The following is a 25,494-nucleotide window of genomic DNA, read 5'->3' as shown; positions in this document are numbered from 1 at the left end:
GGGAAACAGCTTCTTATAATTAAGAAATTGATTTTTAAACACTTATCTATTTAACTCTAAAGCTGCTAAAATAAATGGTCCGGTTGCTTTTGGATCATTATCTTTCTTTTTCTCTTTCACATAATATTCATAAGAACCATCTCTGTAAGGGGTTCCTCCCAAACCAGCAACCTGGCAAGCCTGAGTCAAAGTAATACCACCATCGGCATCAACTTTCATTAGTTTTGTTGTTAATCCGTCAAATGCTTTGTTAGCTATTTTTTTATATTTTGCAGGCAAATAACCTTTATTTGCTCCCTTTGCAAAAGCATAAGCAAACATCGAAGATCCAGAAGCTTCAAGATAATTTCCTTCTTTATTTCCTTTATCAGTCACTTGATACCATAAACCAGATTTATCCTGAAATTTTGCGATACTTGCTGCAGCATTATTAAGATATCCAACTAATTCTTTGTGTTTTGGATGCTCTTTTGGGAAATAATCTAAAACATCAACAAGTGCCATAACGTACCAGCCTAAAGCTCTTGACCAAAAGTTTGGCGAGTTTCCAGTGTCTTTGTTTGCCCATGGCATTTTTTTGCTTGAATCCCAGCCATGATATAATAATCCTGTTTTTGGATCAGTTGCGTGAAGCTGAATTTCTTCGAATTGTTTTGCAACATCATCTAAGTATTTTCCGTTTTCAAAAGTTACTGTGTATTGAGCGTAAAATGGTTCTCCCATGTATAAACCATCTAACCACATTTGATTTGGATAAATGTTTTTATGCCAAAATCCGCCTTCAGGTGTTCTTGGTTGTTCTGATAATTGTTTGCGAAGAAGTTGCATCGCTTTTAAATATTTTTCTTCTTTTGTTGTTTCATAAATATTAAAAAGCAGACGGCCAGAAACAACCATGTCAATATTGTATTTATCTAATTCATACGACTTAATCGTTCCGTCATTTTGAACTAATGCATCAACATATCCTTTTACATAAATTGGATATCTTGGATCTGGATTTTTTTTATAAAGTTCTTCAAAACCATGCAAAACCAGACCGTGTACATAATCCCATTTCGGCGCTTTTGAATCATCAATCATATACGATTCAGGATGGCGCTTCATCAAAGTCAAAGCCATTTTATCTGACCATTTTGCGTTTTTTGAAATCACAATATCTTTGGCAACTGTTTCTTGCGAAATTGCTTTAGAGCTTGTAAAAAGCATAAAACAAGCCATTGCTGTCGAGGCTAAATATTTAAGTTTTCTATTATTTTCCATTTTAAAATATATTTTAATTTTTGCTATCATTCGTTTTATTATTATTTAAATATTTTGTCTAAAAATGGTATTGTATAATTCATCATCTCATCAAACCAAGGCTGAAAAAACCAAAATGAATGTGGAGAATCTTTAATCGTTTTTACTTCGTTATAAATGTTATTCTGATTTAGAATCGCAATCATATCATCTCTTCCGGCATGAAATCTATCAAAACTGCTATTTATGAAAAGAACTGGAGGCGTATTTTTATCTGTATGAGTTAGAGCTGAAGCGTTTTTCCAGTTTTCAGGATTTTCTTCATAAGTTCCTTTTAACCAAAACGATGCCATTTCTCCTTCTTGAGATTCTGGATGCTTAAAAGCCAGAATTCCATCAACATCAATAATGGCATTTACTTTTGAAGAAGATTTGCTTTTAAAATCTGAATCTTCAAAGGCTGTATTGTTGTTTGTTGTACCAATCAAAGCCGCCATTTGACCGCCAGAAGAACATCCTAAAACTGCTATCTTATTGGGATCAACATGGAATTTTTTCGCATTATCTTTTATGAACTTTATAGCATTTTTTACATCATAAACCGCATCTGGATATTTTGCTTCTAAAGATAATCTGTACTCAACCGGAAAACAAGCATATCCTTTTGCTGCAATTTCCTGCGCCATAATTTGCATTTGACTTTTATTTCCAGATCTCCAACCACCGCCATGTATCATAATTACAGCCGGATTTGCTTTTTTTGATGTATAAAAATAAGCATCTAAATGCAAAGCTCTTTTCGCTATTTGATTATAAACAAGATCATTAATCTGACTAACGTTATTAACCTTTTTTTCAGTTGCAATCGTGATAAAAGGATATTTTTTAATCAATTTATTGTAAGTACTTTTCACCGTATATGAAGTATCAATACTGTATTGGCTCTGAACCGTTGCAGCATTTAAAAGCAGTAATAAAAACAATATTTTCTTTTTCATTTCTAAGCTTCTAGTTTTTTAGTTAAGAAAGGAGTTCGGTACTTGACCAAACTCCTTTTTTAACAACTTCAAAAAACAACTTTCGAAAAAATTATCAAATCATTACTAACCAAGATTTTCGAAAAATAAAAAAACAAAACTGCTTTTTATTTCATTTGATAATTATTGAAAGTTTACAAATTGGTTTGGTTATAAAGTATAATTAAGTGGTTTAATTTTTAATGGATTCCATTTTTTTTCCGTTGATGTAGGTATTTATAAAATTTACCCTTTTCACATTTTTCAGAGAATAAACAGAATCTACTTTTGTGATTGTAACGTCTTTAAATGTTATGTTTTCAATTGGAGATTCTTTGTAACCATCGGCCAAAATCCCAAATTTTCCGCCATTTTTAACCTTGACATTTTCAAGGCTTATATTTTTAATTGCTGGAATATAATTCCCAACTTGACTGCCGTATATATCATAAAACATTGTCACTCTCAAAACACATTCTTTTACGGTTCCAACTTCAATATTTCTAACATAAATATCTTCTGTCGTTCCACCACGTTTCGAATTTGTTTTGATTCTTATGGCACGATCCAATTCCGGACTATCCATCACACAATTTTCAACGTAGACATTGTTTACTCCAGCTGTAATTTCGCTTCCCATAACAACACCGCCGTGGCCGTCAATCATTTTACAGTTTTGAACAATGATATTTTTACTCGGAATTCCAACTCTTCTACCATCAGCATCTCTCCCCGATTTAATTGCAATACAATCATCGCCAGTATTAAAAGTGCAGTTTTTTATAATTACATTTTGAGAATATTCAGGATCACAGCCGTCGTTATTCGGTCCATGGCTGTTTACTGTAACGCCATCAATAATTACATTATTCGATTTTAGCGGATGCAAAATCCAAAATGGCGCATTAACAACCGTGATATCTTTTACTAAAACCGTATTGCATTCGAAAAACTCAATAAAATTAGGGCGCAAATAATGTCCTTCGCCAAATACACGTTCTGCAACCGGAACATTTTTTTCAGCCATTTCAACCAAATTATCACGATTTAATGGATCATGTTGCGATGGCTGTCCTTTGTCCCAACCATATCTTTTACTTCCACACCAAGGCCACCAATTTGTATTATTTGCTTGTCCGTTTAAAGTTCCTTTTCCCGTTATAGCAACATTCGTTTTGTTTTTTGCATAAATTAGTGGTGAATGATTCATTAATTCTGTTCCTTCCCATGAAGTATGAATCAAAGGATAATCTTTAGGATTTGTACTGAAAAGAATTTCAGCCTTATCTTCTAAATGTAAGTTCACATTGCTTTCTAAATGAATTGGTCCTGTCAAATATTTTCCATTTGGAACTAAAACCTTACCACCTCCATTTGCTGCGCATTCTTTAATTGCTTTTTCGAATGCAAGCGTATTCATCGTTTTTCCGTCTGCAACAGCTCCAAAATCATTTATATTATAAGTCTTATTTATAAAATGTGTATCTGGTATACTTTTTACAATTAATTCCATCTTTTTCCATGGATCAGTTTCAGAAACGCCCGAAACTTGTTTTCCGCATGATAGTAGAAGCAAAGAAAATACTCCAAGAAAGGAGAATGTTTTTAACGCTATATTCTTATTTGTAATCATTTACACAGTAATTTATAATTTAAGCGAGCAAATAGTCTTGTATTATGTAATCGATTACACGAAAGTATAAAATTTGTTTCTACAGAACAAATTTATTTAGAAATAATTTATATATTTAATTTTTATTTGCAATTATAATTACAGTTATGATAAAAAAACACATAATTTTTTATCATTACAGAGTTGCAAACGTTTTAGTTATTAATTATGTAATCGATAACAAAAAATATTGAGATATATAAAAAAAATGTATTTTTGTCTTAAATTAATTCTGAAAACCTTTTTGAATGAGCGAAAAAATAACCATTTATGATATTGCCAAGAAATTGAATATCACTGCTGCCACTGTTTCCAGAGCTTTAAATAATAATCCAAAAATAAAGGAAAGCACAAGGGAACTGGTTATTAAAACCGCTGCATCAATGAACTATAAGCAAAACAAACTTGCTTTAGCATTAAAAAGCGGAAGAAGCAATAATATCGGTGTTATTGTTCCTCGTATTGACAGCAACTTTTTCGCATCTGTCATTAGAGGAATTGAAGAAGAACTTCATCCACATGGTTATCAGGTTATCATTTGCCAGACGCATGAAAGTCCAAAAAGGGAAAATGAAAATCTTTATACTTTAATCGATGCACAAGTCGATGGTATTATGATGTCAGTTACTGATGTTACTGACGAGAATGATGGGGCTTTTCATTATGTTTTGGAGAAAAATGTACCATTAATCTTTTTTGACCGAAGCAAACATATAGACGGAGTAAGCTCTGTCACTATTAATGATTTTAAAGGAGGATATGTAGCAACCAAACATTTAATAAATGAAGGTTGCCGTGCAATTGCTCACTTTTCAGGAGATCAATCTCTTGAAATCTTCAAAAACAGGTTTTTAGGTTATAAACAAGCATTACTTGACAACGGAATGACCTTTAAAGAAGAATATGTAATTCACACTAAAAGTAGTGTTGATGCCGGAAAAGAAGCAATTGATACTTTATTAGCGTTAGACACTCCTCCCGATGCTTTATTTTCTGCCAGTGATTTTGCTGCTTTAGGTGCTATTCAAGAACTTAAAGAAAGAAATATCAGTATTCCTAAAGAGTTTTGTGTGGCGGGCTTCAGTAACGAACCTTTTACTAAATTCATGGAATTATCAATTACTTCTGTTGATCAATCGCCTCTTGAAATGGGTAAAATGTCAGCCCGAGTTTTCTTAGAACAAGTAGACAAAACAGAGACGATCAAAATTGAGAAAAAGGTAGTTCTTGCACCAGAATTACATATTCGTAAGTCTTCTTCGAGAACAAACTTCTAATTTTTTTTCACCATATAAGTTATATAAGCCCATTTAAAAGTGGGCTTATTTTTTTGTCTATATATAGACAAAAAAAAAGACGCACTACCGTGCGTCTCTACATATAAAACTTTGTCACTTTGTATCTTTGTAACTTTGAGCCTAAAAAACTACAATGAAACTCCTCTTTTCCAAGGAATAAATACATCTTGTTTCAACTGGTCTGCTTTTGTTTCCACGTTTCCGCTCGCCAATTCTATAATGTAATCTACTATTTCTGCTCCAACCTCCGTAATGGTTTTTTCACCAGTAATCACCGTTCCGGCATTTACATCGATAATATCAGACATTCTATTAATTAATGCCGTATTCGAAGAAATTTTTACAACGGGTGCAATCGGATTTCCCATCGGATTTCCTAAACCTGTGGTAAATAAAACAACTGTTGCGCCCGATCCAACCAATCCTGTGGTACATTCTGCGTCATTTCCTGGCGTATTTAAAAGATTTAATCCTGGTTTTGAAATATATTCTCCGTAATCTAAAACATCTACAACAGGTGAAGTTCCACCTTTTTTAGCTGCGCCAGCAGATTTCATTGCATCTGTAATTAATCCGTCTTTGATGTTTCCCGGAGATGGATTCATATCAAACCCTGAACCTGCATCTACAACTGATTTTTCAAAAGCTTTCATTAAAGTTAAAAACTTATCTGCTTTTTCTTCGTCCACACATCTATTCATCAATTCTTGCTCAACGCCACATAATTCTGGAAACTCTGCCAAAATTGTTTTCCCACCCAAAGCCGCAAAAATATCTGAAACAATTCCTAATGCCGGATTAGCAGAAATTCCGGAAAATCCGTCAGACCCTCCACATTCTAAACCAATACTTAGCTTTGAAAGAGGAGCAGGTTTGCGTTCAATTTTGTTGGCTCTTTTAATGGCTTCATAAGAATCTTTAATCACCATTTGAAACATTTGATCAGTAGTTCCAATTTGTTGTTGCTCATAGATCAAAATTTCTTTATCACTATTCGGACTCATTTCTTTCAATGCCTTTTTAAAAATATCAACTTGCAAATTTTGGCAACCTAAACTTAAAACAGTTGCACCTGCAACATTTGGGTTGTTCACATATCCTGCAAGCAGTTTTGCCAACAATTCTGAATCTTGTCGAATCCCTCCACAACCACCTTGATGATTGATAAATTTTACTTCGACATTATCTAAAAGATTTTCATTTAAATTTTTACTCGAAACTTCTTCTACGCTTTTTTCTTCAATTAAGGAGCGCAACAAATTTTTATAAGAAACTTCTTTTTTGGGCATTAATTCATTTTCAAAAATATCTTTCAGTTTTTCGATATTTTTGTTTTCGCAAAAAACCAATGGAAAAAACAACCAAACGTTTTTGGTTCCAACTTGTCCATCAGTACGGTGGTATCCGTTGAAAGTTTTGTCTTTCCAACGATCTACATTTGGTGGAGTCCAACCTAAATTTCCGTTTTTACCAAAAACTTTTTCACTTTGATGTTTTACATTTTCGGTGGTAATTACTTCTCCTTTTTTTATAGGTTTAGCAGCTTTTCCAACCAAAACACCATACATTATAATATCATTACCAATTGAAAAATCTTTCTCTGCGATTTTATGTTTTGCTTTAACATCAGTTGTTGGCGAGACAGTGGTTCCTTCAAACATAATTTGTTCGTTTTGTACCAAATCGGTTAAAGCGACAATTACGTTATCTGCCGGGTTGACTTTTATTAATTTTTTTTGCGTTGCCATAACTATCGTATGTAATTCTTAATTTAATTGTTTTTGAAAATTGATGAAGCCTTGCTCAACTCCATTTGCATCAATTTCTTCTAAAGCTTTTGCAATTGATTCTGTAAGAGAAGGAATTTCAGTCAAATCTTCATCCCAGAAGTTTTTATTTTGCAAAGTCAATCTTGCTATTTTATTATAATCATCTGACGTCCAAAGTCCGTTAAAGAACGAAACAATATCCTCACTGTCTTGAACTGGCAAGCTTTCACCTTTCCAAGTACCTTTATAAAAACGAATTAAACACGCAAATGCAAAAGTTAAATGAACCGGTAATTTATGATGAACATCAACATATCCCGTTAAACTTGGTAATACACGGACTTTAAATTTAGAAATAGAATTTAAAGCAATAGAAGACAATAAATGCTTTATAAATGGGTTCCTGAAACGGTCTAATATTTCTTCAGAAAAACTAGCCAATTCCGCTTTATCCATATTTAAAGTCTCATTAATCTCGTCAAAAACTGCTTTATTTACAAATTCTCCAGTAAAGGCATTGTCAACAGTTTCTTTTACAGTTTCGTTTCCGTAAAGCAATGAAAATGGCACCATTGCAGTGTGTGCACCATTCAAAATTCTAACTTTACGCGTACGGTACGGCTGCATATCAGCCACAATTTTCACATCTAAATCTGTTTTTTCAAACGGAAGTTTCGCTTTTAATTTGTCATCTCCTTCAATAACCCATAAAAAGAAACTTTCAGCACTTACAATCAAATCATCTTTGTAAAGAAGCTGACTATTGTATTCTTCGATTTGGTCTTTTGGATACCCAGGAACAATTCTGTCAACTAAAGTATTATGAAAAGAACAATCGTTAGTTAGCCATGATTTAAAATCTTCTCCAAGATTCCAATCATTGCTATATTTCAAAACAATTTCCTTTAAAGTATCTGAATTATAATTAATTAACTCACAAGGAATAATTGTTAGAGCCTTTGATTTATCGCCATTAAAATGCTTAAATCTTTCATGTAAAAGTACGGTTAATTTTGCAGGAAAAGAAACTGGAGGCTGCATAGTAGGTTTATCAGACTCAATATATTCTATTCCAGCTTCAGTTGTATTAGAAATAATAAATTCTAATTCTTCTTCTTTGGCTAAAGACAAAAATTCCTGAAAAGAAGCATAAGGATCAACCGCTTTTACAATATTTGTAATCAATTCTTTTTCCTGAATTTCCTCACCTTTTTTAACACCTTTCATGAATAAAGTATACAGACCGTCCTGATCATTAATCATGTTCACTAATCCTCTGTCAATAGGCTGTACAACTGCAATTCCAGCATTGAAATCTGCTTTTTTATTTAATTCCTGAAAAGCATATTCTACAAAAGCTCTCAAGAAATTTCCCTCTCCAAACTGCACTATTTTTATCGGAAGTCTATGTGAAAACTCCGTATTTGATCTGTTTATTTTTTCCATTATAAATTCATTTGAGCGTTATAAATAACCATCTTCATTACCTTATTCATTTTTTCTCGGCTTTATATTGTAAAAGAAACATTACACCTGAAAGAGTAAATAAATCCTGCTGTGAGGAGTGACAAGATTTATTTTGCAAGCGTAATGCTCAATTACAACATCTAAAACTCTAAAAAAAACCGCATGCCAAATAAGGAACTGGTATGATTATTCCCTATTTATTTTTAATATTTTTAATGATCTCCAAAACTTGACTTACTTTAGTCTGTAAACCGTCAAAATCTTGTTTATCCAATATATCTTTTGAAATCAATTGTGAACCAAGACCCACGCAAGTTGCTCCGGCATTTAACCAAGAACTTAAACTTTCAACCGTTGGATAAACACCTCCAGTTGGCATAATGTTTGTCCAAGGACATGGTCCTTTTATTGCTTTGATGAATTCTGGTCCGTAAATATCCGCTGGAAACAATTTCACAATTTCACAACCTAATTCTTCCGCTCTTGCAATTTCAGTAAGCGTTCCGCAACCTGGCGACCACAATACTTTACGACGATTACAAGCAATTGCAATATCTTCTCTAAAAACTGGAGTTACAATAAAATTTGCGCCCAAACTCATATAAAGTGAAGCTGAAGCTGCATCTGTTATCGAACCAACTCCTAACATCATTCCAGGTAATTCTGCTAATGCATATTTGTTCAATTCACCAAAAACTTCATGGGCAAAATCGCCTCTGCTCGTAAATTCCATTAAACGTGAACCACCATCATAACAAGCTTTTAAAACCTTTTTGCTTAATTCTATATCAGAATGAAAAAATAACGGAACCATTCCGTTTTCTTTCATTTGCTGTGCTACTTCAATTCTTGAATATTTTGCCATTTTTATTTTATCTTGAAACTAATGCCGAACCATCGCCATCAATCATATTTTCAACTTCTTTTAATGTTACCAAGTTATAATCACCGGCAATTGTATGTTTTAAGCAACAAGCAGCAACGGCAAAATCCAAAGCTCTCTGATTATTATTTTGATATTGTAGCAAACCATAAATTAATCCGCCCATAAAAGCATCTCCACTTCCTACACGGTCAACTACAGGCGTTACTTCTTTAACTGCAGCGCTGTAAATTGCTTTTCCGTCGTATAAAATCCCGCCAATTCTTTGATGCGAAGCACTAACAGAATAGCGTAATGTCGTTGCCACAACTTTAAGATTCGGAATCAATTCGAACAATTTATCATATACCGCCGGAAGTGTTTTTTCGTCCTGATAATTAGGATTTACTTTAGGGATTCCTAACATAAAATAAGCCGTATCAATATCTCCTAAAATCACATTGCTGTATTTTAGCATTTCTGGCATTACTTCGCTTGGCGTTTTTCCGTATTGCCACAATTTTGATCTATAATTTAAATCGCAGGAAATAGTAATTCCTTTTTTGTGAGCGACTTTAATTGCTTCTAAACAAGCTTCAGCAGCACTTTCAGAAATTGCTGGCGTTATACCGCTCCAATGAAACCATTCGGCACCATCTAAAACTTTATCCCAGTCAATATTTCCTTTTTGAATAGTTGCCATCGAACTGTGCGCACGATCGTAAACTACATTGCTTCCGCGGGTTCCTGCACCTGTTTCAAGAAAATAAATCCCTAAACGTTCTCCTCCGTAAACAATGTTTTTAGACTCGACATTCATTTTTCGGATTTCTTTTAATGCCGAAAAACCAATTTCATTTTCCGGTAATCTTGTAACGAATTCTGCATTCACGCCATAATTTGCTAAAGAAACTGCTACATTAAATTCTCCACCTCCGTACGTAGCACCAAATGCTGTAGATTGCGAAAAACGTAAATGTCTTTCTGTAGATAGACGCAACATAATTTCTCCAAATGAAACTACTCTACTCATTTTTTTTATTTTTAATTTTACCATTAAGGCATTAAGAAAATTAAGCTTTACTTTATGTTCTCTTTGCGATTAAAGGTTAAGTTTATTAAGCGCACTCGCTTAATTATCTTCATTATTTAAGTAACTATTTAATAAACCAAAAACTTAATTTTCTTAATGCCTTAATGGTTAAAAAAAATTAAAATTTGAAATATTCTTTAGCGTTGTTGTATGAAATATCAGAAACTAATTTCCCAATCCATTCCATATCATTTGGAAGTTCTCCACGTTTAATTTCATCTCCAAGGAGATTACACAAAATACGTCTGAAATATTCGTGTCTTGGGAATGATAAAAAGCTTCTAGAATCTGTTAGCATTCCAACAAAACAGCTGATTAACCCCATGTTTGAAAGTGCGTTCAACTGCTTAGTCATTCCGTCTTTCTGATCTAAAAACCACCATCCTGAACCAAATTGTACTTTTCCGCGAACGCTTCCGTCATTGAAATTTCCAATCATCGTCGCCATTACTTCATTATCGGCAGGATTTAAATTATAGATAATCGTTTTTGATAATTTATCTTTACTGTCTAAAGCATTTAAAAAGCTAGACAATTTTTGCGCCTGCGGATAATCTCCAATAGAATCCCATCCAGTATCTGGACCTAAAATTCTGTGCATACGTGCATTATTATTTCTCAAAGCACCTAAGTGAAACTGCTGTACCCATCCAAATTCATGATACGTTTCAGACAAGAACAATAAAATGGCACTTTGGAATTTCAATGCTTCTTCTGGAGCTAATTCTCCGTTTTCTCTTTTCTTTTTGAAAATTGCGCTTACTTCATTTTCAGTGAAATTTTCAAAATAAATCTGATCAAGTCCGTGATCGCTTAATTTACATCCATTTGCATTAAAGAATTCAATTCTTTTTCTCAGTGCTGCACGTAAATCAGTATAAGTTTCAATCGCGATGCCTGATACTTCTCCTAAAGTATCTACATAGGCATTATATCCGTCATTTGAAATTAAAATCGCTTTATCAGGTCTGAAAGCTGTACTCATTTTAGTTCCAATTGGATTTTGAGTCAGTTTTTTATGAAATTCCAAATTGTCAATAGGATCTTCAGTAGTACAAACTAATTCAGCATTTACTTTTTTAAGAAGATTTTGCGTGCTGTAAGCCGGAGAATTTATTTTTTCAGAAGTTTCGATATAAATTTTCTCAGCCGATTTTTCATTCAAAAGGTCATAAATATCAAAATAACGAGCCAATTCTAAATGCGTCCAGTGATACAAAGGATTACGCATAGTGTACGGAACTGTTTTTCCCCAGTTCAAGAATTTATCTTTATCAGAACCATTTCCGGTTACAAACTGTTCGTTGATTCCTAATGTACGCATTGCGCGCCATTTGTAGTGATCACCGTTTATCCAAACCTGTGTGATATTGTCAAAAATTTTATCTTCGGCAATAAACTGTGGATTTAAGTGATTATGGTAATCAATAATTGGCTGGTTTTTAGAATAATTATGATATAATTCTTCAGCAAATTTATTTTCTAATAAAAAATTATCGTTTATGAATGTATTCGCGCTCATGTCTTCTTTTAATAAAAATTGAGAATTATTCTTCGTTTGATGGTTTCCCGATAGTTGCCAAAATACCACCGTCAACGTATAAAATGTGACCGTTTACAAAATCACTTGCTTTTGAAGACAAAAATATCGCCGCTCCAGCTAAATCACTCGGATCACCCCATTTTGCTGCCGGAGTTCTGCTGATGATAAAATCATTAAACGGATGTCCGTCAACTCTGATAGGTTTTGTTTGTTCCGTTGCAAAATATCCAGGACCAATTCCGTTGATTTGAACATTGTATTTTGCCCATTCTGTCGCCATATTTTTAGTCAGCATTTTCAAGCCTCCTTTTGCTGCAGCATAAGCAGAAACTGTGTTTCTTCCTAATTCACTCATCATCGAGCAAATGTTGATTATTTTCCCTTGTCTTCTTTCGATCATACCTTTTGCAACATGCTTCGAAACGATAAACGGACTTACCAAATCAATATCAATTACTTCTCTGAAATCAGCAACTTCCATTTCTAGAAGCGGAATTCTTTTAATGATTCCTGCGTTGTTGATTAAAATAGCGATTGGACCAACTTCCTTTTCAATTTTTTGAACTGCTTCTGCAACTTCTTTTTCTTCAGTTACATTAAATTTATATCCTACAGCATTTATTCCCTCACTTTTCAATTCATTAACAGCGTTGTCAATTTTTTCTTGAGAAGAATTTCCGTTCACCACAATTGTCGCTCCCGCTTGACCTAATCCTTTTGCCATTGCCATTCCAAGTCCGTGTGTACTTCCTGTGATTAACGCAACTTTTCCATTTATATCAAATAAGTTTGTCATAATTCTTATCTTAAATCTGTGATTTTACAAACATCCATATCTCCGTAATCTAAATTCTCACCTGCCATTCCCCAGATAAAAGTATAATTACTAGTTCCTGAACCAGAGTGAATTGACCAAGGCGGAGAAATAACTGCCTGATGATTGTTCATCCAGATATGTCTTGTTTCTTGTGGCTGTCCCATAAAGTGACAAACCGCCTGGTTTTCTGGAATATCTAAATAGAAATAAACTTCCATTCTACGATCGTGCACGTGCGCTGGCATAGTATTCCAAACACTTCCTGTATTTAATTCTGTCATTCCCATTTGCAGTTGGCAAGTTGTAACCACACTTCCAATAATCATTTGGTTTACTGTACGGTGATTTGCTGTTTCCACTGCACCTAAGTTTAATTTATTTGCCTCAGCCAAACTTACTTTTACAGTTGGATAAGTTGTATGAGCTGGTGCTGAATTAAGATAAAACTTAGCTGGATTTTTAGCGTCAGTACTTTTGAAAATTACTTCTTTATTACCACTTCCGATGTACAAAGCATCTTTAAAACCTAACTCATAAGTAGTTCCTTCAACAACAACAGAACCGCTTCCTCCAACATTAATAATACCTAATTCTCTTCTTTCTAAAAAATAAGGCGCTTTCAACGGATCAATTGTTTCCAAAGCCAAATCTCCTTTTACAGGAACTGCTGATCCAGCAATATATCTATCGTAATGAGAATAAACCAACACCACTTCATCTTCCTGCATTAAGTCGTCAATTAAGAATTCTTCTCTCAATTGTTGTGTGTCATATTTTTTTACAGCTTCGGGGCTTGATGCGTATCTTGAACTATATTTTGTCATAATTTCTAAATTAATGTAATCGATTGCACAAATTTAATTTTTTATATTGAAATACCATAATTGAAACCAAAAAAATATTTCACTTAGCGTTGTTTTTTCTTTATAATTCTACTTTTTTCATTTTCGGAACCAATATATGCATGATGAGCCACGCTAATAAATAAGAGAATCCGCAAATGCAGAACATAATGAAGTATCCCGTTTCAATTTTACCAATTTTGGTATAATAAACGAACATGTTTTTTTGCACTAATAAAGTCAGTAATATACCGCCAAGCGCACCAAACATTCCTCCCATTCCTGTAACAGATGCTGTGGCTTTTTTAGGAAACATATCCGAAACTGTAGTAAAGATATTTGCGCTCCATGCTTGATGTGCTGAAACTGCCAAACCAATAACTAAAATTGCCCACCACATATTTATCGTTCCGAGATATTGTGAAAACAAAACCGGCAAAACTGCAAACGCATAGAGCAACATACTTGTTTTACGAGCTTTGTATGCCGGCCAATTATTATTTATTAATTTCAGCGGAAGCCAGCCACCGCCAATACTTCCAACACTTCCAATCATATATACAAGCGCACAAGGCCAAATAATTTCAGTTGCAGTCAGTTTGTATTGTTTCATTAAAAAGTCAGGAAGCCAGAATAAGTAAAACCACCAAACTGGGTCTGTCAGCAGTTTTCCAATTGCGAAAGCCCATGTCTGACGAAATGATAAGAGTTTTATCCATGAAACTTTTTCTGTTGAATCCACTTCAGCAATTTCAACTTGATCTGAAATAATATATTCTAATTCAGCCTGAGATAAACGCTTTTGTTTTTGAGGCACTTCATACAATAAAAACCATAATAAAAGCCAAACAAAACCAACAATCCCTGTTAAGATAAAAGCCCATTGCCAACCGTATTTTTCTGCAATATGAGGAACTGTAAGCGGTACAATGATTGCCCCAATATTACTTCCTGAATTAAAAATCCCTGTTGCAAGAGCCCTTTCTTTCTGTGGAAACCATTCAGCTGTCGCTTTTATCGCTGCCGGAAAATTTCCTGCTTCTGTAATTCCTAAAAATACACGAGCAATTAAAAAACCTCCTGTTCCAGTTGCCAATGCATGTCCAATTGCTGCCAAACTCCACAAACCGGTTGCAATTGCATATCCTAATTTTGTACCCAATTTATCAATAATCCCACCTGCAACCAGCATTCCCAGAGCATATGCAATTTTAAATGCTAATTCAATATTCGAATAATCAATAACTTCTTGTTCAGGTGTCCAATGAAAAGCTTCTGCTAAAAAAGGCCTAAGGTAACTTATTACATTTCTGTCTAAATAATTGACAGTCGTTGCAAAAAAAACTAAACTACAAATAGTCCAGCGGTATTTTCCTATTGCTGCATTAGCTTGATTCATGGTTGTTTTTGGTTTTAGTTGGTTGGTAGTCAGTTAATCTTTTAAAGATTCTTAATTGGACTGTATTTTGGAACTAATGATTTCATCACTAACCAACCTACCAAATAAGAAACAGCACAGATTGAAAAAATAATCATATATCCTGTATTTATTCCGTTTACAACATTTTCACCCGCAGTTGTAAGCGACTTTAAGAAATCTTCTAAATTCCCCACTCCTCTTTCAGCCAGAAAAGCCTTTTCTGTTACTGCATTTTGGAATTGTGGATATTTTTCTAATAATGGCTGACCATTTATAGTACTCCAATTTCTTTGTGTAAAATCAAATAATACGCCTGAACCTTTGTTTATAATTGTAGAACCAATTCCTCCAGCTAATCCTCCAATACCTGTAATCGTTGCGATTGCTTTTTTTGGAAACATATCTCCAACAGTAGTAAAAATATTTGCTGACCAAGACTGGTGCGCTGCACCTGCGATTCCGATAATAATAACTGGCACCCAATAACTAATATAACCTAAAGGCTGAGCAGCTAAAGCTAACAAAGGAAAAAAGGCAAAAATAAGCATCGATCTCATTCTCCCTTCATACGGATTCATGCCTTTTTTTTCTACAAAATAAGTCGGTAACCATCCTCCAATGATTGACAATAACGTAATCATATAAAGAACAAACAACGGCAAAGCTGCCTCAGTAGAATCCATTCCGTAAACTGAACTCAAATAAGCTGGCGTCCAGAATAAAAAGAACCACCAAACCCCGTCAGTCATGAATTTTCCAAATGCAAAAGCCCATGTCTGTTTGTATTTAAAACATTCTTTTAAAGACACTTTTGAAGAAGTTTCTGGAACGAAATTTTCTAATTTACTTTCAGCAATATCATCTTGCTGAATATAAGCCAATTCCTCTGCAGATACATTTTTATGATTTTCTGGTTTATCATACATAAACATCCAAAATCCCATCCAGATAAATCCTAAAGCTCCAATGATTATAAAAGACATTTCCCAACCAAAAGATTTAGCTATAAAAGGAATTGTAACCGGCGCCGCCAAAGCCCCAACTGTTGCTCCAGCATTAAAAATACTTGTTGCAAAAGCTCTGTCTTTTTTTGGAAAATATTCTGCCGTAGTTTTAATTGCAGCAGGAAAGTTTCCTGCTTCTCCTACAGCTAGAACAAAACGTGCAAAAATGAATAAAGCAACACTCACATTAATTACCAAAGCAGTATCCTGGACTGTGCTTATTATTTCTTTTGATCCATGAAAGCCCACAAACCAATCTCCAGTAATTATTCCAGAAGTAGCAATCCCACAAAAAGCATGAAGACAAGCTCCTATAGACCAAATTCCAATTGCCCACAAAAATCCTTTTTTTGTATCTAACCAATCCACAAATCGACCAGCGAACAACAGTGAAACAGCGTAAAATATCGAAAACAAAGCAGTTATATCTCCATAATCACTATTTGTCCAATGAAATTCTGGCGCAATAAAATCTTTCCAAGTCAACGAAAGAACCTGACGGTCTAAATAATTAATTGTTGTTGCAAAAAAAAGCAACCCACAAATGCTCCATCGATATTTCCCTATTGATTTACTGCTTTGGCTGGTAGTAACTGAATCTTTTTGGCTCATGGTTGGTATAAAAATTTATGTTTTTTAGTTAGTTAGTTTTATCTCTCAATTCGAATTTAAAAGCACTAAAAAACAAGGATTTAATACAAATAAAACAAATTAATGTAATCGATTGCACAAATATAGTTTTTAATCTTTATAATCCAAATAAATTATATAAAAAATTATTTTATTTGAATAAATAAACATATCGAATAAAAAAAATACCACAATATTACATATTAAACAATATATTTGTTAAATATCAAAGTGCTAAATTCATCCGTTTAAAGTACAAAAATTGTCCTGAAACAATAAGGGATATTTGCCCGTATTTCTAAGTCATTTTTCCTTACCATAAACTATATCAAACTATTACATCATAAATCATAAAAATGAAAGCCCTTTTTTATCCAAAATCATTCATCCTGCTCACTTTGTTTACATTAACTATTTGTCAACTGCAGGCCCAAAACCAAATAATTCCTTTATGGAGTAAAATTCCAGATGAAATTATTTCTGCAGATTACCAGGAAAAACAAACTATAAAAGATGGGATCCTTCAAAGCACAAGTTTTGTTACAATACCAACTCTAAGTATTTTTATTCCAAAAGATGTAAAACCAAATCAGACCGCTATAATTATTTTTCCTGGCGGAGGATATTCGCACCTTTCAATGGATAAAGAAGGAACAAAAGTCGCAAACTGGCTGAATAGTTTAGGTATTACTGCCTTTGTTTTAAAGTATCGTTTGCCAAGCGATTTAATTATGAAAAACAAAAATATTGGTCCGTTGCAGGATGCTCAGGAAGCTATTCGTTATGTGCGTGAAAATGCTGCAAAATGGAATATCGACAGTAATAAAATAGGTACAATTGGGTTTTCGGCTGGCGGACATCTGGCTTCCACTTTGGCAACACATTACAATGACAAAACGTATGAATCTGTTTCAAAAATAAGTGCACGTCCAGATTTTTCTCTTTTAATTTATCCCGTTATTTCTATGGAAAATAACATCACACACAAAGGTTCACAAACCAATTTATTGGGAAATAATCCATCACAGGAAATAATTGATTCTTTTTCCAATGACAAAAAAGTGACACAACAAACACCTCCGACTTTTTTAGTGCATGCTACCGATGATACAGCCGTTTTACCCGAAAACAGTATTAATTACTATCTCGCACTCAAAAAAAATAATGTTACATCAGAATTACATTTATATGAAAATGGCAGTCACGGCTTTGGTTTAGGCGTTAAAGATACCAGCAAAAACTGGACAAAAGACTGCGAAGAATGGCTTAAAAGTCATGGATATTATTAAATAAAAAAAGGGTTTTTAAATTCAGCTAACGTGTAACCAAATCTAAAAACCCGATAAAAATTTTGACTTCTTGTATTTATCTTGCAAATTTATACAAGTACCCACGATCAAATGAATGTGTCAAATTTCAACTTACTGTGTTTCTCCAAAAACTAGTAACAATCAATAGAAATCTTTAAATGATGATTAAAAAAGGCAAAAACACCATAAATCTCTATTTCTATGCGACAAATTTACTTTCATGATTTGCTAAAACATTACGGTTTTCCTCATTCTAAAAAAATAATTTTATTTTTAACATTCGTATTTTATTTAAAACACTGAAAACAAAGGACTAACGTTTTAAATTTTAACTTATAAAAATTAAAAAAATACAAAACTTAACTTTTTCTTTACATTATTTCTTATTCTAGATTAAGTTGGAATCACGATTTAACCAATAAATTTGCTTTGAAAACTGAAATACTATGAAAACGCTTGAATTCTTATTGCTCGGAAAAAACGAAGCCATTTTAGCTATTTTGCTTCGATTAGTAAATGCAGATGAAAATTGGAATGCTGTTGCTTTCAACAATGAAAAAGAAGCACAGGAATATTTTCAAAATCATAAAATTGATATTGTTCTTTTAAGTTCTGGAATCGAAGATCATGTCGAAAAAGAATTTACTTCATTTTGCCTAAAACAACAACCAAATGTTGAAGTAATTGAGCATTTTGGCGGCGGAAGCGGTTTATTGAAATCTGAAATCCTGCATCGATTATATTTAAAGGGAAAACTTTAAATTTGTTCAAACCAAAGCCTTAAAAATGGAGAAAACATATTCTGTTGTATTTCATCCTTCACCAGAAGTCATTGATGCTATCAAAACAATGAAGGATTTTTTAAGAAGTAAAATTAAATGGTACAACAGTTGCAATTCTGTTGCGCATATTACAATTTGCGAATTTACGATTGACGAATCGCAATTTGGAAACTTCAATCAAAAACTTGTTAAAATCTGCAATACTTTTTCTTCGAGTACAGTTTATCTTAATGATTTTGGATCTTATCAAAACAGCGGCGCGTTTTTTATAAATCCAAATGAAGATTCTAAAAATAATTTAAAGCCTATCATGAAAAAGATTCATGAAACTTTAAAATCTTTAAAACTAAAAAAAAGTGACGACCCACACATTTCAATTGGTAGAAGACTAACTCCCGAAAATCTAAAAATCGCGTCACAACTTTTTACTACAATAAATATGGATTTTTTGTGCGATAAAATCGTCTTACGCGAATTTGATCCTGTTGTAAAGCAGTTTTTTGTAATTGACACAATTCCCTTTGGCAATAATCCAGAACTTGAATTTGTTCAGGGAAGCCTTTTTTAACCGCAAAGAACGCAAAGAATTTACGCAAGGTTCGCAAGAAAAATAAAATAGGGTGCTTTGCGTAAATTCTTTGCGTTCTTTGCGGTTAAACCTACGAAGCTTATTTTTTCGTATATTTGAATTTTACAATTCATAACAATATGAAATCTCTAGATTCATTTTATCAGGATATTACCGAAGGCTCAACCATTGAACCGAACTCTTTATTACCAAATGACATTCAAAAAGAAATTGGCCATTTTAATGTTTTTGACATTAAAGAGCTTCTGGAACGTATGAAAGGAAAACCTGGAATGCCTTATGACAGAAGAGCTTATTACAAAATAAGTCTTATTAGAGGTCACAACAAAGCTGAATATGCGGATAAAGTAATCGAAATAGAAAAACAAGGATTGTTGTTTGCCACTCCTAAAATTCCTTATAACTATTTACCGCAAGACACCAATCAAGGTGGACAATTTTGTGTTTTTACCAGTGAATTTTTATCCAAAAACAAAAGCGGAATTGATTTGGACGAACTTCCAATTTTTGCTTCTGACGGTTATCCCATTTTTCAGCTATCAGATGAAGAAGTTTCAGAAGTTGAATTGATTTTCAATAAAATACAAAAAGAAATTAATTCTGATTACATCTACAAATACGATTTAATCCGAAATTATGTTGCGGAATTAATTCACTTTGGACAAAAATTACAACCTATTACAGCATTATATTCCAAACATAATTCGGCTGCGAGGGTTTCTTCATTATTTGCTGAATTATTAGAGAGACAATTCCCAATTGAATCGCCACATCAGAAATTAGAATTAAGGACCGCGAAAGATTTTGCAGCCCGATTATCCGTTCATGTTAATCATTTAAATAAGGTTTTAAAAGAAAACACAGGAAAAACCACAACCGAATTAATTAGTTCAAGATTAACCAACGAAGCCAAAATCCTTCTAAAACAAACGGATTGGAACATTTCTGAAATTGCTTATTCGCTTGGTTTTGAAGAATTGGCGCATTTTTCTAACTTTTTTAAAAAACAAACTTCTTTGACGCCTCTGGCTTTTAGGAGTTAATATTTTGTTTCAGGTTTCAGGTTTCAAGTTTGAAATCTATAAATTAAAAATTTAATACCTGATTTGAATTTTGCAAAAATCGGTTTGATATTTACAATTCTCCACATCTACTTCACTCCTACCTTTGTCTTATCAATTTAAAAGATCGAAAAGATGAATTTATCAAACAACAAAATTTTAATAACAGGCGGTGCAAGCGGTATCGGACTTGGGCTTGCCGAACGATTTATTCAGGAAAACAATACTGTTATAATTTGCGGAAGAAGAGAATCGGCTTTAAATGAAGTGAAAGCTAAATTTCCTTCAGTTATTACTAAAGTCTGTGACTTATCTGTAGAACAAGAACGTATTGCACTTTATGAATGGATTTCTGAAAATCATCCGGATTTAAACGTTTTAATCAATAATGCAGGAATTCAGAAATGGGTTTCAGTTACAGATGCTGAGTTCTACGAAAGTATGAAATCAGAACTTACCACTAATATTGAAGCTCAATTACATTTAACGTCTTTATTTATTCAGCTGAAATCATTGACAACAGTGATGAATGTAACTTCTGGATTGGCATTTTCTCCTTTTGCAAAAGTTCCGGTTTATTCGGCTACAAAAGCATTTTTCCGTTCGTTTACACTTTCACTTCGTCATTTGCTAAAAGCGAAAAATATCGAAGTAATTGAAATTATTCCACCAGCATTAAACACAGATTTAGGCGGAATTGGTCTACATGACGCGCACCCAAGCGTAAGCAGTTTTATTGAATCAATCTTTGAACAACTTAAAGAAGGAAGATCAGAACTTACTTTTGGAACCAGCGAAACAAGATTAAACGCTAGTGCAGAAGATTTGAGAAATCATTTTAATGCAATGCATAATTAATGGTAAATGATAAATGGTGAATTGTTAATTAAAAAGACAAAGCATTTGACATTTCACCATTCACAATTAACAATTAACAATTAATAATTAACAATTAAAAAAACATGGCAGTAAATACAAAAATAGCTCTGGTTACAGGAGGAAGCAGAGGTTTAGGAAAAAATATGGCAATTGCAATTGCAAAAAAAGGAATCGACGTAATCATAACTTACAACAGTAAAAAAGAAGAAGCTGATTCAGTAGTTAAAGAAATTGAAAACTTAGGACAAAAAGCAGCTTCACTTCAATTGAATGTTGCTGATTCTGGGACTTTTGATTCTTTTTTTGAAGAAGTAAAAACCGCGTTAAAAAATACTTTCAAAACAGACAAATTTGACTTTTTGGTGAATAATGCAGGAATCGGGATTCACAATTCATTCATTGGAACAACTGAAGCTGAATTTGATCAATTGACTAATATTCAGTTTAAAGGTCCATTTTTCCTGACGCAAAAAGCATTAAATGTAATGAATGACGGTGGCGGAATTGTAAATATTTCAACTGGTTTAGCTCGATTTTCTTTCCCAGGTTACGCTGCTTATGCATCTATGAAAGGTGCGATTGAAACTTTAACCAAATATCAGGCAAAAGAATTGGGCGCAAGAAAAATCAGAGCTAATGTTGTGGCTCCAGGCGCAATCGAAACTGATTTTGGAGGAGGCGTTGTTCGCGATAATGAACAAATGAATCAGCAAATTGCTTCTGTGACTGCTTTAGGAAGAGTTGGTTTGCCAGACGATATTGGCGGCGTTGTTGCATTTTTATGTACCGAAGATGCACGTTGGGTAAATGCGCAGCGTATTGAAGCTTCTGGCGGAATGATGCTTTAATTAATTGTAAATGGTTAATTGTAAATTATTAACTATAACTTTAATATAAAAACAAAGCCCGACAGTAATGAAATCTGTCGGGTTTTCTCATTCAATATCAAAACATTAAACTATTTTCATAGGCTGGTAACAATTTGATTAGACAAACGTCTTATCTAAAACCAACCAAAATATGAAACCAAAAAATTTTGAAACTTCTCCGCAGTTTTATGCGAGAATAGCGGGACTATTATACTTAGTCATTATACTAACGGGCTTATTTGCTGAAGCTTTCGTCAGAAATAAATTATTTGTTCCTGGAAACGCTAATGCAACAGCAAACAATATTATTCATGCTGATTTTTTATGGAGATTAGGCATCAGCGCTGATTTGATTATGCAGATTTGCGATCTGCCTGTAATGATTATACTTTATCATCTTTTTAAGCCTGTAAGCAAAAAATTGGCACTTCTTAATGTATCCTTTAATTTGATTCAGACTGCCGTTTTGGTAGCTAATAAATTAAATCTTCTTGCTGCATTATTCTTTTTAGGAGATGGCGAATATCTAAAATCCTTTAATCCTGACCAATTGCATACGCTTGCCTATCTTTCCATAAAATTGCATGGTTATGGATTTGGAGTTGGTTTGATCTTTTTTGGATTTGTGTGTCTGATTGAAGGGTATTTAATTTATAAATCTGGTTATTTTCCAAAAGTTTTGGGTGTTCTAATGGCAATTGCAGGAATTTGTTATTTAGCAAATAGTTTTGCATCAATTCTGGCGCCTGAACTTTCTAGCTTTGCATTATTATTTCCATGTATAGTTGCCGAATTCGGACTTACTTTATGGCTTATTTTCAAAGGCGTAAGGCTAAATATTTGGAAAGAAAAATTAGCCATTTCATAATTTATTCTCATAAAAAACAAAACCCGACAGTCATAAAAACTGCCGGGTTTGCCTTTTTAAATATATTGAATTAGTAAGCAAGTATATTTCAATTTTTCTCGATAGAAACATTAAAGTCACCATCTTTATCAAAAACAACATCGTAAAATTTTGAGTCTTTTGTAACTCCAACTTCATACGTTGTTTTATTTTTATCGTCAACAACAACCGCAATTTCTTTAATAGCTTTTGGCGAATAATTCTTTTTTAAATAAGTCTGTGCATTAATTGGCAGTTTGCTTAAAGGAATTTGAAGTTGGAACGCTTTCAAAACTCCGGAATTATCATAAATTGCCACCGCTTTTGTGTTTTTATCTTTGTTGAATTTCGCTTCATAACGAACTTCGTCATCATCATCGCCAACATATTCTTCAGACCAAACCGCAGTTTTTCCGGGATATTCTTTTTCAAAAGCAAATCGAACCTTTTCCGGAGGCGTTATTACTTTCTTCATATTTATGCCTTCCTGCGCAAAAAGAAAACCATTGGATAAAAAAAGAACAATCAGCAAAAGATTTCTCATAATCCCTCATTTACAAATTAATAGCCTTGAAATAACGTATTAAAATTACTACTTTTAAATGAAGATTAAATGAAGGCCTTCAAAAAATTTATCAACAATTTCTTATCTTTTTAAACGGTCTGATAATTCTCTTTTATATGTAATTCCAATTGGTAATTTTTCGTGTTTGATGACCACAAAATCTTTTTCTGTCTCTTCAATTTTATCAAGCGCAACGATATACGATTTATGGATTCGAATAAAGCTTTTTTCTGGCAAACATTTCTCTAATTCAGTCGTAGTTATGGAAGCCAGATAGGTTCGCTTAATGGTGTGAAGTTTAACGTAATTTCCAAAACTCTGCGCATATAAAAGCTGATCTAATTCTATATCAATAAAATAACCATCAACTTTAACGCTTATTGAATTTACGATAGTTTCTTCTTCTTTTACTTTTAATGTTTCTGTTGAGAAAAAACGGTCAACTGCTTTTAAAAATCTTGGAAAATAAATAGGTTTCAGCAAATAATCAATTACACCGTAATCGTAACTTTCTAAAGCAAATTCAGAATAAGCTGTAGTTAAAATTGTTTTGGGATGATTCGGAATGATCTTTAATAATTCCATTCCTGAAATCTCTGGCATATTAATATCCAAAAACATTAAATCGACATGATTTTCACGCAGATAATCCATTGCTTCGATTCCGTTATATCCTTGAAAAACCAATTCCAATTGTGGATTTTGTTTGATATAATTCGCCAAAACATAATGCGCCGCCGGCTCATCATCAACAATTATACATTTTTTTGGCTCTTTCATTATAAAAACTTTTTCAACTGCAGTTTCAAATCAATTATATAGGTATTTTTTTCATCCTGAATATCTAATTTATAGTCTTTTCCATAAATCAAATTCAATCTTTCGATGGTATTTTTCAAACCAATTTTAGTCGAAACCACATCTGTTTTTTTCGTCGGAATTGAATTAACAACGTGCAAATGAAGATATCCGTTTTCAGCCGTAATAAAAATTCGGACAAAACATTTTTCAATCGCGCAAGTTCCGTGTTTAAACGCATTTTCTATAAAAGCAATCAACAGCATCGGCGAAATTTTATAGGCATTTTCATTATCAACTTTACTATCAAAAGTAATATCACAACGATACCCTACTCGTTCTTTTTCAAGCTGTACATAACTGTTTATAAATTCCAATTCATCTTCTAAAGATACGCATTGTTTATTATTGCTTTCGAGCTGATAACGCATTAATTGCGATACTTTCATAATCAAATCCGGAGTTCGGTCAGGGAATTCCAAGCTGATTCCGTAAAGCGTATTAAAGGTATTAAATAAAAAATGCGGATTTAATTGTCCTTTTAAGGAATTCAATTGCATCTGATTGAACAACAAAGTTTCATCAGTTCTTCTTTTATGAATTCTGTAGAATTTAAAAACAATAATCGGGCTTAAAATACAAACCAAAGTCCCTAAAACACTCGCCAATTGGTATACATAACTTCTTTGATGCGAATTCTGATACAAACGGCAATTGCTGAACATATCCAACATTGTGATTTCATACAAAATAACAGAGAACACAAAAACTCCGAAAAGAGTCAGAAAAATATAAGTTAAAGGACGCTGCGTTTTGAATAATATAGGAAGAAGAAAAAACCGATTGAACTGCGCATGCATGTACAAAATAAAATAGAAAAAAATCCCCATTAAAATGGAAGTGACGGAGCTGAAAAGCATCCAGTCATTTTTTAATGTATAAATTGTAAATGAAAAAAGGACAACAGCAATTTCCTGCCACCACTTGTTATCCAAAATATTATCAATCTTTTTATTCATTTTTAAAACTTAAATAGTGTACAAAGTACGGACAAATATTTAATTATTTTTTCCAAAAAAT

Annotated in this window: 23 protein-coding genes; 8 read left to right on the top strand and 15 right to left on the bottom strand. The window is 33.1% G+C overall.

The annotated features are described in order from the left end of the window. Positions 1-42: 42 nt before the first annotated feature. The 3 genes from GQ47_RS17320 to GQ47_RS17310 all read right to left on the bottom strand — a co-directional run bounded on the left by GQ47_RS17320 (position 43) and on the right by GQ47_RS17310 (position 3,891). Positions 43-1,263, bottom strand: a complete 1,221-nt coding sequence (locus tag GQ47_RS17320) for a glycoside hydrolase family 88/105 protein (RefSeq protein ID WP_035651402.1) — start codon at positions 1,261-1,263, stop codon at positions 43-45. Positions 1,264-1,304: 41 nt separating this feature from the next. Beyond that, on the bottom strand, positions 1,305-2,240 hold the full coding sequence (locus GQ47_RS17315) for an alpha/beta hydrolase (RefSeq protein ID WP_035651051.1): 936 nt from the start codon (positions 2,238-2,240) through the stop codon (positions 1,305-1,307). Positions 2,241-2,451: 211 nt separating this feature from the next. After that, positions 2,452-3,891: a glycoside hydrolase family 28 protein gene (locus tag GQ47_RS17310; protein WP_035651048.1), complete on the bottom strand. Its 1,440-nt coding sequence runs from the start codon at positions 3,889-3,891 to the stop codon at positions 2,452-2,454. Between the two features lie 287 nt (positions 3,892-4,178). Here GQ47_RS17310 and GQ47_RS17305 point away from each other — a divergent pair, with 287 nt between their 5' ends. After that, the gene (locus GQ47_RS17305) at positions 4,179-5,207 is read left to right on the top strand and encodes a LacI family DNA-binding transcriptional regulator (protein WP_035651045.1); all 1,029 of its coding nucleotides are present in this window, start codon (positions 4,179-4,181) and stop codon (positions 5,205-5,207) included. A gap of 149 nt (positions 5,208-5,356) precedes the next feature. Here the strand turns inward: GQ47_RS17305 and GQ47_RS17300 are convergent, their stop codons facing one another. The 9 genes from GQ47_RS17300 to GQ47_RS17260 all read right to left on the bottom strand — a co-directional run bounded on the left by GQ47_RS17300 (position 5,357) and on the right by GQ47_RS17260 (position 16,657). After that, a complete protein-coding gene (locus GQ47_RS17300; protein WP_035651042.1) occupies positions 5,357-6,976 on the bottom strand; it encodes a UxaA family hydrolase in 1,620 nt (539 codons plus the stop codon). Between the two features lie 18 nt (positions 6,977-6,994). Further along, on the bottom strand, positions 6,995-8,443 hold the full coding sequence (locus GQ47_RS17295; protein ID WP_035651040.1) for a tagaturonate reductase: 1,449 nt from the start codon (positions 8,441-8,443) through the stop codon (positions 6,995-6,997). 214 nt (positions 8,444-8,657) lie between these two features. Continuing rightward, positions 8,658-9,329, bottom strand: coding sequence for a bifunctional 4-hydroxy-2-oxoglutarate aldolase/2-dehydro-3-deoxy-phosphogluconate aldolase (locus tag GQ47_RS17290; protein WP_035651037.1), 672 nt, complete (start codon positions 9,327-9,329; stop codon positions 8,658-8,660). Positions 9,330-9,336: 7 nt separating this feature from the next. Then, on the bottom strand, positions 9,337-10,359 hold the full coding sequence (locus GQ47_RS17285) for a sugar kinase (RefSeq protein ID WP_035651398.1): 1,023 nt from the start codon (positions 10,357-10,359) through the stop codon (positions 9,337-9,339). A 178-nt stretch (positions 10,360-10,537) separates the two neighbouring features. Continuing rightward, positions 10,538-11,941 carry a glucuronate isomerase gene (gene uxaC, locus GQ47_RS17280; RefSeq protein ID WP_035651035.1) on the bottom strand — a complete coding sequence of 468 codons (1,404 nt, stop codon included), beginning with the start codon at positions 11,939-11,941 and terminating at the stop codon, positions 10,538-10,540. A 25-nt stretch (positions 11,942-11,966) separates the two neighbouring features. Continuing rightward, entirely contained in the window at positions 11,967-12,758 is a 792-nt protein-coding gene (locus tag GQ47_RS17275) for a gluconate 5-dehydrogenase (RefSeq protein ID WP_035651032.1), read from the bottom strand. A gap of 5 nt (positions 12,759-12,763) precedes the next feature. Continuing rightward, complete coding sequence (gene kduI, locus GQ47_RS17270) at positions 12,764-13,603, bottom strand: 5-dehydro-4-deoxy-D-glucuronate isomerase (RefSeq protein ID WP_081909374.1); 840 nt, start codon at positions 13,601-13,603, stop codon at positions 12,764-12,766. A gap of 100 nt (positions 13,604-13,703) precedes the next feature. Further along, the gene (locus tag GQ47_RS17265) at positions 13,704-15,020 is read right to left on the bottom strand and encodes an MFS transporter (protein ID WP_035651028.1); all 1,317 of its coding nucleotides are present in this window, start codon (positions 15,018-15,020) and stop codon (positions 13,704-13,706) included. A 41-nt stretch (positions 15,021-15,061) separates the two neighbouring features. After that, a complete protein-coding gene (locus GQ47_RS17260) occupies positions 15,062-16,657 on the bottom strand; it encodes an MFS transporter (protein ID WP_035651026.1) in 1,596 nt (531 codons plus the stop codon). Between the two features lie 374 nt (positions 16,658-17,031). Here GQ47_RS17260 and GQ47_RS17255 point away from each other — a divergent pair, with 374 nt between their 5' ends. The 7 genes from GQ47_RS17255 (at position 17,032) to GQ47_RS17225 (ending at position 23,033) form a co-directional block, all read left to right on the top strand. Beyond that, a complete protein-coding gene (locus GQ47_RS17255) occupies positions 17,032-17,964 on the top strand; it encodes an alpha/beta hydrolase (protein ID WP_035651024.1) in 933 nt (310 codons plus the stop codon). Between the two features lie 467 nt (positions 17,965-18,431). After that, positions 18,432-18,746 carry a response regulator gene (locus GQ47_RS17250; RefSeq protein WP_035651021.1) on the top strand — a complete coding sequence of 105 codons (315 nt, stop codon included), beginning with the start codon at positions 18,432-18,434 and terminating at the stop codon, positions 18,744-18,746. A gap of 25 nt (positions 18,747-18,771) precedes the next feature. Then, positions 18,772-19,335 (top strand): 2'-5' RNA ligase family protein, encoded by a 564-nt coding sequence (locus GQ47_RS17245; protein ID WP_035651020.1) that lies wholly within the window; start codon positions 18,772-18,774, stop codon positions 19,333-19,335. Positions 19,336-19,475: 140 nt separating this feature from the next. Further along, positions 19,476-20,399, top strand: coding sequence for a helix-turn-helix domain-containing protein (locus GQ47_RS17240; RefSeq protein WP_035651018.1), 924 nt, complete (start codon positions 19,476-19,478; stop codon positions 20,397-20,399). 153 nt (positions 20,400-20,552) lie between these two features. After that, positions 20,553-21,275 (top strand): SDR family oxidoreductase, encoded by a 723-nt coding sequence (locus GQ47_RS17235; protein ID WP_035651015.1) that lies wholly within the window; start codon positions 20,553-20,555, stop codon positions 21,273-21,275. A 104-nt stretch (positions 21,276-21,379) separates the two neighbouring features. Further along, on the top strand, positions 21,380-22,144 hold the full coding sequence (locus GQ47_RS17230; RefSeq protein ID WP_035651014.1) for an SDR family oxidoreductase: 765 nt from the start codon (positions 21,380-21,382) through the stop codon (positions 22,142-22,144). Positions 22,145-22,316: 172 nt separating this feature from the next. Beyond that, positions 22,317-23,033: a DUF4386 domain-containing protein gene (locus GQ47_RS17225; RefSeq protein ID WP_035651011.1), complete on the top strand. Its 717-nt coding sequence runs from the start codon at positions 22,317-22,319 to the stop codon at positions 23,031-23,033. An 88-nt stretch (positions 23,034-23,121) separates the two neighbouring features. On the opposite strand, the gene GQ47_RS17220 is transcribed toward GQ47_RS17225, so the two are convergent. From GQ47_RS17220 to GQ47_RS17210, 3 genes are all read right to left on the bottom strand, one after another. Next, complete coding sequence (locus GQ47_RS17220; protein ID WP_238568004.1) at positions 23,122-23,526, bottom strand: hypothetical protein; 405 nt, start codon at positions 23,524-23,526, stop codon at positions 23,122-23,124. Positions 23,527-23,697: 171 nt separating this feature from the next. Next, positions 23,698-24,396, bottom strand: a complete 699-nt coding sequence (locus GQ47_RS17215) for a LytR/AlgR family response regulator transcription factor (RefSeq protein ID WP_035651009.1) — start codon at positions 24,394-24,396, stop codon at positions 23,698-23,700. Beyond that, positions 24,396-25,433 (bottom strand): sensor histidine kinase, encoded by a 1,038-nt coding sequence (locus GQ47_RS17210; protein ID WP_035651006.1) that lies wholly within the window; start codon positions 25,431-25,433, stop codon positions 24,396-24,398. Before GQ47_RS17210 ends, GQ47_RS17215 begins: the two co-directional genes overlap by 1 nt. Between the last annotated feature and the right edge of the window lie 61 nt (positions 25,434-25,494).

This window comes from Flavobacterium sp. ASV13 (assembly GCF_000745775.1).
Lineage (GTDB): Bacteria > Bacteroidota > Bacteroidia > Flavobacteriales > Flavobacteriaceae > Flavobacterium.
The sequence above is the reverse complement of the archived record's forward strand: the minus strand, read 5'-3'. Positions and strand labels throughout refer to the sequence as shown.